Here is a 10140-nt window from a genome sequence, read left to right on the forward strand (position 1 = left end):
AAAGCATCGAGCGCTTGAAACCGCAATCGTATGGCCGATTCGTCAATCACGCCGCGATTCTATAAACTCGGACTCCAGCTGGGAATCCCAAGACTCGCAAAAATCGCTCTTTGATTCAGTTATTTATCAACGGCGCCTTAGGGAGGCGCATACGTCCGCAACCGATCGGCCGCGCGACGGATCGCTTTTGATGGCGTCGGTGGCCAGAGCGACTTCCTGCCGTAACCATTTTTCCAAGGCCTCGTCGCCGGTGAGTGGACGAGGTCCGATTCGGTGTTTAATGGCCCTATCACGACGATATTTTTTGGCCCGAGGTGATGTCATGGTTGTTGCATCCGCATCTTCGGAGAGGCAAAGGATTTTCATGGGCGGCGCCACACGAGAAAGACAGACGAGAGGTACGCCAGCAAGAAACAGCGCCGCGCTTCCAAGCCCTGCGCGGCTGGCTGGAAGACATGCTTGCCCAGCTGCCGCAAAAATCCAGGACGGCGGAGGTCATCCGCTATGCGCTGACGCGCTGGACGGCGCTCGGCCGGTTCATCGACGACGGCACGATCGAGATCGACAACAACACCGCCGAGCGCGCAGTCCGCCCGATCCCGCTTGGGCGCAAGAACTGGCTCTTCGCCGGCTCAGACAAAGGCGGTGAACGCTCTGCTGGCGTGCTGTCGCTGATCGAGAGCGCCAAGCTCAACGGCCTCGACCCGGAAGCCTATCTGAGAACGGTTCTTGCTCGCATCGCCGATCACCCGGCCAGGAAGATCGCCGATCTCCTGCCATGGGGCGACGCATTCCAGTCAAAGACTGCCTGACCGTACGCTTACAAGCCATCTCGGGTCCGATTGTGTTCTTTAACGGGCCAAGGGTCGGCGGCTCAGGTTTAAGCGAATTCGAAGCTTTCGGGCACCCTCCTTCTCAGCGTGCTCGATCGGCACTTGATGGAGTCGTCATCTGGGTGTGAAGCGGCTTGGTTGAAATCGCATCCGGTCTGCGACCGCATCTACAGAATCCGGCACCGTCATTCACTCCCTCCCTCGGGGGTCGCTCCCGCTCGGGAACTCGGTTCGGCCTCGTGTCCGGTGGCTGGAGACTCTTATTTTCCGCTATGTGCAATGCCCTTTTGCTTCTCGCCTTGCGTCCTTTCCTCCGCAATTGGAAGCGAGACCTTGGGCATGCCTGCTTCCTCGAGATAGTCTTCGAGCGAGAGCCGGGCGCCGTTCCATCCAAATACAGTGGGCGTGAATTCGGCGATAAAAGACAGATTCAGCGCCTCAAAAATTGGCGTCCACACATCCTCGGCATTGCGGCGCTGCCGCACGGACAAGGTCGAATTGAACTGATAACAACCAAGCGCCCTGCGTTTGAACAGGCGGCGATTGTAGGCGTAATCGCGACTGACCTCGTTTCTTGCCAGCAGTCCGGAGAGATATGGCCGCTTTCTCCGCTCGTTCGCGACAATGGCAAGGGGCAAGTGTTCCCATGCGGAAAGAATAGTTTGTGTGTCCAGGGCGGCGAGATTTCGTGGCTGATCATGTGTGAAAAGCGACTTGAAAAGAACCCAGAACGTTTGGAACAGGAAATATTCCGAGTGACGTTGGTCGATGCGCACAAGCCGTTCGCCCGTGTTCACATCAATGCTTGAGGGTGCCAGCAGCTCGTAAAGCGCGGCAAATGGCCCCCTCGCAAAAGCCGGATCGCGAAACGCCTCGCGCATGGCCCAATGAAGCGCGTTGCAACCGAAATGATCGATGTTTTGCCGGTCCGCGCCGCGTTCAAGCAACGCCTCCACCAGCGGGATATTGCCGGCGGCAGCCGCCGCCATGAGGGGAGTTTGGTTCATTTGCAAACGATGTTCTATGCCGTGGCCGGCGCACTGGTACAAAATTTCTTTGAAATTCTTCGAGAAATAAGCCGCATAGCTCTTGCGGCCCTGACTGGCGCGCAGCCGGTCGAATTGCTTCGCGGCTTCCATGCCGGCGTCCCACGCCAGCCAGACAGCGAGCGCAGGTTCGTCATGGCAGCAGGCGATGTCCAGCAACAACTGGCGCGGCTTGCCGCCGGGAGCGCGGTCGCGGAAAACCTTGATGAGTAGTTCGGTTGTTTTTGCTTGATCGAACACCGGCCAAGGCACTGGGCTTTGCCGGAGAATGTCGCGCCGGATGGCGTCGACCTGTTCCTGCTTCCCCTGCAGCTCGAGTTTGCGGGCTTCCCTCTGCCAGTCTTCAAGGCTGGACTGTTTCGCATCCACATGCACCCGGCCCGCGGACTTCAGCTCGAGAAGCTTGAATATCGGATGCTCGGTATCGGATTCGATTAGATAGATATTCGCGATCGCGCGGGTCAGCGCGACATAGAGCGCATTGACAAAGAATTTATAGACTTCCAGCGACTTGTCGCTCTTGTCCTTCGCCCGCCGATAGTCAAGTTCGTCGGCGATCAGATCTTGCGCCGAAACCCCATCGGCGATCTCATTGAACTCCGCCCGATGGTCGGAGATGAAACGGTAAAGGACGATGTTTTCATATTCCAGCCCCTTGGCCTCATGAATTGAAAACAACAGCGGCGTGGCGAAATGCTTCCGCGCCTCGATCTTGTCCTCGTCGCGCATAACCAGCACGGCAAAACGGGTCGACTGGCGGATTTTCTGGTTGAGTTCCCGCTTGAGCTCCTCCTTATCCGACGCCAGCGTCACTTCGCCCGCCTCGGCGCTGACCGCCTGGACCAGAAAATTGCTTTCGCGATCGATCGAACCGAAACGCCGGTGCTTGATCTTGAGCAACTGATTGGCGACCCGCGTCGCCTCGCGGCTGTTGCGGAAATTGGCGGTCAACACCGACAATTGCTGACGTTGCGCGAGTTCCGGGTCGCGCCAGAACAGGCTCTTGACCTGAGCCCATGAGAAAAAGTTGGGGTGAACGATCTGATTGGAATCGCCGCAGAGCAGAAAGTGGCCGGCATGGCGCAGGGTTTTGAGCACAAGCGCGAGTTGCACCGGCGTTATGTCCTGGACTTCGTCAATCACCACGAAGTCGTAACGCGGCGCAGCTTTGGCGAGCCATTCCTGCGCGATCAAGTTCAGGTCGAACAGTTTTGAGTCTTTCAGCCAGGAAAGATATTTCTCGAATATGTCATAGAGCCGGTTGCGCTTGTTCCCAGCGAAAATCGACTGGCGCACGCCCAAGGCGAGATAATCCTCCCGCTTGAGCACGCCGCGTTCCCCAGCCGTAATGACGCCGCGAATTTCCTCAATAACCTGATGCCCGTCGATGTCGCGAAAATCCGGGTCCCGGAAGGTCTGGCGAATGCGTTGGAACCAGCCGTTGAAATCGCGCCACACGACCTCGCGTCCTGTTGGAACGTGAATGGATTCAATGAATTCCCGATAAGATAGAAATGTCGCTTCTTGACCCGCCCGCTCAAATCCATTGGCGTAGTAAAGGTTTCTCGCGTTCTGGGCGAGGTAGGCCGAATGGGTCACATAGAGCGCCTCGCCTTCAACCAGTTTCAACTTTTCCAGCGTCAGCGCCGTCTTCCCACTGCCGGCGCCGCCAACGACGATGAGGGGCGGAGGAGCGCGAAAGATGGCGTCCTGCGCATCGTCGAAGGAAATCGGCTTGTCGAGCAGATGGACGATCGTCCGTTCAGGATTCAGATAGCGCAACGATTGCGCTTCCTTTTCGGCCTCGGCGGCATCGCAGGCGACGATTTTATCCTCGTCAATGACAGCGCCTCGCAGGAAGCGCGATTTTCCGTAATCGTGATTGACGATTACTTCCAGCATGAGGGCGCAGACGTCGTCATCGTGACGGAGGAGGCAAAAGATCAAGCGGTCCGCGTCATTGAGCCGCGCGCGGTAGAGTTTGCCATGTCCAGCGCCCGTCAGCTTCCGCACCTGAGCCGCGCGAAAGTCGCCACTGGCAATCGCGGCTGCCACCTTGCGATAGGCGGGCTTTACCCGCGACGTGTCCAAGTCTGCGAACTCTAGGATCTTCATGGGACAAGATGCTTCGAACAATTCTATTGGGACCGATTCGCCGAGAGAATCGGCGACTCAAGCTGTGACGATCCTAAAAGCTTTTTTCCCCTGTGTCGCCAACGGGTCAACGGACGACGACGGCGCGGCGGCCGGCGTTCGGTTCCGCCTTCCGTCAGTTGCGGCCAAGCGTCCGCCCAGTCAAGCCTGTCTCCGCGACGCTGTCGGCCCACGTCAAAAGTATCGGCGATGATCGGCCTGGACTCGGCGCGGGAAGCCTGTTCGGCGCTGAAACACCTCTATGCGTGCTCGGAATACAACGTCGGGCAGCACGGAAGCTCCCAACCCCAGATAGCGGCCACTCGAAACGACGTCTGGCCGCCGGCTTCGCGCCATTTGCAGACCTCGGCGGCGGCGGAAACAATCCAAGTATTTTGGCAGAAAGCAGTCGCTGAAATGGGTTGCGCCAATCACAGCTGACCATGCTTGCACCCTGCGGCCGCCGCCTAACGTCTCTGGCTTCATCCGGTCGCACTTCCAGCCAATCGCGGTCGGCTGCGAGCTTTGGCTAATTCCAATCTGGATGTGCGGCCGGCAGTTCCTTTTCCATCACCGCTAGCTCGATGCCCTTGACCAGCGCCACGCTCAATCCGTCCTCGAAAGGAAATGGGAGGAGTTCGCCGGTCAGCGCATAGCCGCAGCGTTCGTAATAAGCGATCAGTTCGCGCCGCAGGCTAATCACGCTCATCGACATGCGCGTCACGCCCCAAATCCGCTGGGCGGTCATTTCGGCCTCCCGCATGAAGCTCCTCCCAAAGCCGCGACCCTGCAAATCCGGCCGCACCACGAACATGCCGAGATAGCCCTTGTCGTCTGTGAGCCTTTGCAAATGAACCGAGCCGATCAGGTCGTCGCCCTGGAAACAAAGCAGGATGAGGGAGTCCGGCTCCGCCATCAGTTTGGCCAACCCGGCTTCGTCTACACGACGACCTTTGAGAATATGCGCCTCGGTCGTCCAGCCCAAGGTGCTGGAATCACCGCGATAGGCCGAATTTATTAGGGCGGTCGCGGCGGGCTCGTCGCCCGGTTGCGCGGCGCGAAAAGTCGGGGAAGTGATAATGCCTGGCGACGCCATGGGCATAGTCTACTTTCAAACGCGCGACGGAGAAATCCAGCCGTTCGCACGGACCTCGCGAATGATCGCGCGGTTCGGTCTCGAATTCAGGTCGTCATAAACGACCTGGAGGCTTACATGGTAGAATGAATCCCAACTTTCTCGTGCCGGATCTATAGCATTCCGTTCCGTAATTCGAGCAGCCGCCGCGCGGAACTGGCACGGCCATTGCTCATAACGCTTGATTGCTGATGACCCTTAGCCTTTTTCCGGAGCCTGACCATGAGCGCTTTCATCTCTGCCCATGCTGGCCACGCGGACTGGACAATTGCTTTTGCCTCCTGCCGGGAACAGGTTGATCGGCAATTGCAGCAGGGGCAAAATCCCAATCTTGGCTGGTGTTATCTGAGCGATTATTATGCCAAGGCTGCTGGTAGCATTCTGGCCGCGCTGCGCGACGCCATGCCCGGCTTGCACTGGGTCGGCGCCGTCGGGGTAGGCGTGGGCGCCGGCGCGGTTGAATATTTCGATGAACCGGCGATGGCGCTTATGTTGGCGGAATTGCCACCAGATTCGTTCAAGGTTTTTTCCGCGCTTGAGACTCTCCAAGCTTGCTCTGGTTTCGAGCCTTTCGCCGCGCTTGTCCACGCCATTGGCGCCACCGATGTTGCCGCGCAATTGAAGGCGCTGAGCGAGCGAACTGCGTCGGGCTATTTGTTCGGTGGCTTGTCTTCGTCGCGGACCCAAGCGCTTTGCCTTGCCGATGACGTGCTGGCCGAGGGGCTGTCCGGAGTCGCCTTCAGCTCGGAGGTGACGATTGTCTCGCGGGTCACGCAGGGGTGCCTGCCCATCGGGCCGCAACGCGCCATCACCCGCGCGGAGGGCAATTTGCTGGTGACACTCGATGGCGCCAGGGCGATCGATTGCGTGCTCGAAGACCTTGGTCTCGATCCCGATTTGTCCGACCCGGAGTTGAACGGCGCCTTGGCCGCGACGCTGGTGGGGCTGGTGACGACCAGCGAGGATGCCTCGGCAAAGCCCGGTCAATTCGGCGCCAATACGGAAGTCCGCCATATCGTCGGCGTCGGGCGCAAGTCCGGCGTACTGGCGATCGCGGAGACAATGGAAAACGGCATGAGGCTGGCATTTTGCCAGCGCAACGCGGTCGCCGCGCAACAGGACCTGCTTCGCATCGTCGGTGAGGTCCGCGCCCAGGCGGAGGCCGCGGGCGGCATGCGGGGCGCGCTTTACATCAGCTGTTCAGGGCGCGGCGGGCCGCATTTCGGCGCCCGTCACGCCGAATTCAAAATGGTGCGCGAGGCTTTGGGCGATATTCCGCTGATCGGCTTTTTCGCTGGCGGCGAAATCGCCCGTCATCATCTTTACGGCTATACTGGCGTGCTTACGGTTTTCGCCGGACCGGCCTGAGAGGACTTTATATGACGAGAGCTGTCGCGGATGAGCGCCATATCCTCACCGCAGCCGGCGTCACCGTGCCCCAGTTGATTTACGGCACGGCGTGGAAAAAGGAGCGCACGGCGGAACTGGTCGCCCAGGCTTTGCGCGCAGGCTTTCGCGGCATAGACACCGCCTGCCAGCCCAAACATTATCACGAGCCCGGCGTAGGCGAGGCGCTGGCCGTGGTCGCCCGCGAAGGGGTGTTGCGTTCGGACATTTTTCTGCAAACCAAATTCTCGCCCTTGCGAGGGCAAGACCCTGACAACGTCCCCTATGATCCAAGCACCAGCATAGAACAACAGGTCCAGCAATCTTTTGCGGTCTCGCTGCGCAATCTTGGCGTGGACACTCTCGACAGCCTCATCCTGCACTCGCCCTATCCCGAGGACAGCGACACGCTCGAGGCGTGGGGCGCCATGGAGCGCCTTTTCGACCAGGGCCTTGTCCGCCAATTGGGCATCAGCAATTGCTACGAGCCGAAAAGGTTCGAACGCCTGTGGCGCGCCGCCCGGATAAAACCGGCGGCGCTGCAAAACCGCTTTCACGCCAAGACGGATTATGACCGGGTGCTCCGGGCTTTATGCCGCAACAAAAACATTGTTTATCAAAGTTTCTGGACCCTGACCGCCAATCCGCAAATCCTCGCCGCGCCATCTGTTACAGTAATAGCGGAAAAATACGGCCGCACCCCTGCCCAAGTGTTTTTCCGTTATTTGACGCAAAGCGGCATGGCCTGTCTGACAGGAACCTCCTCGCCGGAGCACATGGCGCAGGATTTGGCCATTTTCGATTTTTGCCTGACTGCAAGGGAGGGCGAGGCAATCGGGGCGCAGTTGACGTAAGTTTGTCGAGGACTCACGCACTATGAGTTAATCTTGATATCTGGACAAACGAGCCCGAAAGATTCGGACTCAATCTGAACCATTGAATGCCGGCACTATAGCAACGGCGCGGTTTGGTCTCGAATTCAGGTCGCCATAGGCGACCTTCAGAGATCCTCGCGCGTAACGCCCGAGAAGCTGAGGATGTAATCGGCGCCGAACGCGAGGCTGGGCGTTTGGAACCCAGGCTTGACCTCTCCGCCGGCTACGCGACGGGCTGCGTCGAGCGCGGTCGCGACCGTCAAAGTATAGCCCTCCGGCGTCCTCAGGCGAGAGCGCACCGACCCGCCCCTGTCATTGCGCGCGACTCCCACGAGGATGGCGCGACCGGCGCGCCGCGCCGCTTCGCTTGGACCTTCCGGCATACGGTCAACGCCGGCTTTAAGAAAGCTCTGCATGAAGCCAAGGCCAAGAAATGACTTTACCAGCCGGGGCATGCGCACGAGCGCTTTAGCCGCCGAAGTTGCTTCGAAATAGACTTCGATGTCAGGGATTCCAGTAGAATGGAAGGCCGTTGCGACATCGCCCCAGCTGACTTGGAACGTGGCCCTTTCTCCCTCGCCGAAATCGCACGAGCCCGCTTCCGCGCGATCATGAGAGACAAGACGGCCTCCGCGACGAATGCGCGTACCGGCGGCGATCGCCTCGATCATGGTCTTGGCCGTGCCGCGCGACATATCGTCCCCCAGTGAAATGTAGAGTTTCAAATCGCTGGCGTCTGGCAGCCGTCGCTTCATATGCGCGGCGAGGCAGTCGCTCGGCACGACGTCGAAGCCAACTCCGGGCAGCAGCATCACGCCCTGCCGCTTGGCCTCGGCATCGCGCAACGCCAGCGCCTCAAAGACGTCAATTTCCCCGGTGATGTCGAGATAGTGAACTCGATTGCGGATACACGCATCCGCCATTGGCCGCGCCGTCGCGGAAAAAGGGCCGGCGACACAGAGTACGACCGAAACGTCCCTGAGCGCCGTATCAAGGATCGCGGAGGCGCCGAGATTGAACGCGCGTCCTATCAGCCCAAGCGGTTCGGCGACCGCTTTCACCTTTTCGATATTTCGTCCGGCTAGTATTGGGCGCACGCCGCATTCGACAGCCGCCTTCGCGATGAGTTTGCCGGTATAACCGGTCGCTCCATAGATGAGGATGGTTCCTTCCATGAGGCGCTCCCCGTCGTCGAAAATGCTGGACGAGGTTGTCATACCGTTCAGTCGTTGTCACGACGGCTTTCAAAACTGAACGTCCTCTTGTTCATTGCGGCTAGTCGACCACTCCGACATCTGTTCCCAACTCTCCGCAATCGATGAGATACAAGGCGTGCTCCTGGCACTAAACTCCAAGCCGCAGTTAGCGGTCACTCGAAACGATTGCTGGTCGCCAGCTTCGCGCCAAAAGCGGCAATTCGGGTTTGCTGGAGAAGCCCGATGAATTTTGCGCATAGCGGACTTTCAAGCTTGCCAGCGGCTAAAGCGCCGATCCTGGGCGCAGAAAAGTTTTCCAGCGGCGCGAGGCGAATGCGGCGCGGATGCTCCTTTATGTACGAGTCGGGGTATAGCAACAAAATGGCAGGCTTCGTTCGCATGCGAACGCGATAACATCGCATGCCCGATCTGGACATTCCGGACAATATGGACTATTTAGAGCAAGAATTTCATTGGAGACGGAAATGAGCGAGACAGTCCGCAAATCCCCCGGCGGCGGCGGACAGATCATTATCAATGCGGCCGCCGCCGCTGAAATTGTCAAAGTGCTGGCTCGGCACAATCCTGGCGCTTCGAAAGCCGCTCTGACCACGACCAAAGCGGTCATCTTGGCACTTTCAGGTGTCGCTTCCCAGCTCAGCGTCAGAAAGCAGCATACCCTTGTCGCGCATGAACGCGAACTGACCAAGGTCGTCGAAGCCGCCGTCGCCGATTTAGCGGCAAGGGCGCCAGTCGAACTTGCGCCGGTTCACGTCACCAAGCCTGTTGAGGTAAGCAAGGGCGAGGGCCTCGGAACCTTGGGAGATGTTGAGGAAGGACGCCGGAGTCTTGACGCCACGGCGATCTCCATGCGCCTTGAAGATTGGGCTGGCCCGGTCGGCGGGCCGCGCGATATCGAGACGAAATTCGGAACGAAACGATCGACGCTGCACGACTGGCAAAAGCGCGGCGCCGTCATCGGCCTGCTCAAAGGTGAAAGAAAGCATGTGTTCCCGCTGGCTCAATTTGTCGATGGCCGGCCCGTCGAAGGCATGACGGCCGTCACCAGGATCATCAAAAATCCCCGCGTCGCCTGGCAATGGCTGATCCAGCGGAAGCCGAGTATCGGAGGATCGCCCCTCGACAGACTTAAAAAGGGGCGGCTCGACGAAGTCGTGGCGGCGGCGCAGCGGGACTTTGGCTGATCGTGAAACTCGATCCGGCGACTGTTGACGATCTCGCGCTGGCCTTCCAGCCGATCTCCTTTTTGCGCGTCCTGCCACTTGATAAAATCGCGACCCCGCTCGGCATGGGATATGGCCATAGCCGGTTCTCGAGTCCGAGGAAAATTTTTCGGCTCGTTTATATTGCTAACCCATCTTATTCATGACGGCTTTTTTTTTGAGGCTGGCGGGCGTGGCGCAATGCGCTGATATCGCGTAGGATTCGGTTGCTTACACCCACCCTTTCGCGCTTTCGCTCCGGCCACGCCCGCCATGAATGACATAACGATTCTCCCGTTCTCGTTTCCAGCCG

Annotated in this window: 9 protein-coding genes and 1 pseudogene; 6 read left to right on the forward strand and 4 right to left on the reverse strand. The window is 59.0% G+C overall.

Features of this window, described 5'->3' with window-relative positions; all coding sequences use genetic code 11:
- Window positions 1-386 precede the first annotated feature (386 nt).
- Window positions 387-812 (forward strand): annotated as a pseudogene (locus tag QZY01_RS17355) (transposase); the annotation flags it as partial.
- A 281-nt stretch (window positions 813-1093) separates the two neighbouring features.
- Here the strand turns inward: QZY01_RS17355 and QZY01_RS17360 are convergent.
- Window positions 1094-3583 carry a UvrD-helicase domain-containing protein gene (locus QZY01_RS17360; protein WP_294539672.1) on the reverse strand — a complete coding sequence of 830 codons (2490 nt, stop codon included), beginning with the start codon at window positions 3581-3583 and terminating at the stop codon, window positions 1094-1096.
- Between QZY01_RS17360 and QZY01_RS17365 the strand changes: the two genes are divergently transcribed.
- Together QZY01_RS17365 and QZY01_RS17370 are read left to right on the forward strand one after the other, a co-directional pair.
- Window positions 3470-3985 (forward strand): hypothetical protein, encoded by a 516-nt coding sequence (locus tag QZY01_RS17365; protein ID WP_294539675.1) that lies wholly within the window; start codon window positions 3470-3472, stop codon window positions 3983-3985. The genes QZY01_RS17360 and QZY01_RS17365 overlap by 114 nt on opposite strands.
- 237 nt (window positions 3986-4222) lie before the next feature.
- Window positions 4223-4453, forward strand: coding sequence for a hypothetical protein (locus tag QZY01_RS17370; protein ID WP_294539652.1), 231 nt, complete (start codon window positions 4223-4225; stop codon window positions 4451-4453).
- Window positions 4454-4541: 88 nt separating this feature from the next.
- Here the strand turns inward: QZY01_RS17370 and QZY01_RS17375 are convergent, their stop codons facing one another.
- Window positions 4542-4997, reverse strand: a complete 456-nt coding sequence (locus QZY01_RS17375; RefSeq protein WP_294539655.1) for a GNAT family N-acetyltransferase — start codon at window positions 4995-4997, stop codon at window positions 4542-4544.
- Window positions 4998-5369: 372 nt separating this feature from the next.
- On the opposite strand from QZY01_RS17375, the gene QZY01_RS17380 reads away from it, so the two are divergent.
- Complete coding sequence (locus QZY01_RS17380) at window positions 5370-6515, forward strand: FIST N-terminal domain-containing protein (RefSeq protein ID WP_294539658.1); 1146 nt, start codon at window positions 5370-5372, stop codon at window positions 6513-6515.
- Between the two features lie 11 nt (window positions 6516-6526).
- Entirely contained in the window at window positions 6527-7387 is an 861-nt protein-coding gene (locus QZY01_RS17385; protein WP_294539661.1) for an aldo/keto reductase, read from the forward strand.
- Between the two features lie 146 nt (window positions 7388-7533).
- Here the strand turns inward: QZY01_RS17385 and QZY01_RS17390 are convergent, their stop codons facing one another.
- Together QZY01_RS17390 and QZY01_RS17395 are read right to left on the reverse strand one after the other, a co-directional pair.
- Entirely contained in the window at window positions 7534-8583 is a 1050-nt protein-coding gene (locus QZY01_RS17390; RefSeq protein ID WP_294539663.1) for a saccharopine dehydrogenase NADP-binding domain-containing protein, read from the reverse strand.
- 194 nt (window positions 8584-8777) lie between these two features.
- On the reverse strand, window positions 8778-9005 hold the full coding sequence (locus QZY01_RS17395) for a hypothetical protein (RefSeq protein ID WP_294539666.1): 228 nt from the start codon (window positions 9003-9005) through the stop codon (window positions 8778-8780).
- Between the two features lie 84 nt (window positions 9006-9089).
- Between QZY01_RS17395 and QZY01_RS17400 the strand changes: the two genes are divergently transcribed.
- Window positions 9090-9809 carry a hypothetical protein gene (locus tag QZY01_RS17400; RefSeq protein ID WP_294539669.1) on the forward strand — a complete coding sequence of 240 codons (720 nt, stop codon included), beginning with the start codon at window positions 9090-9092 and terminating at the stop codon, window positions 9807-9809.
- The last annotated feature ends 331 nt before the right edge of the window (window positions 9810-10140 follow it).

The sequence above is a fragment of the uncultured Rhodoblastus sp. genome (genome assembly GCF_903903185.1).
GTDB lineage: Bacteria > Pseudomonadota > Alphaproteobacteria > Rhizobiales > Beijerinckiaceae > Rhodoblastus.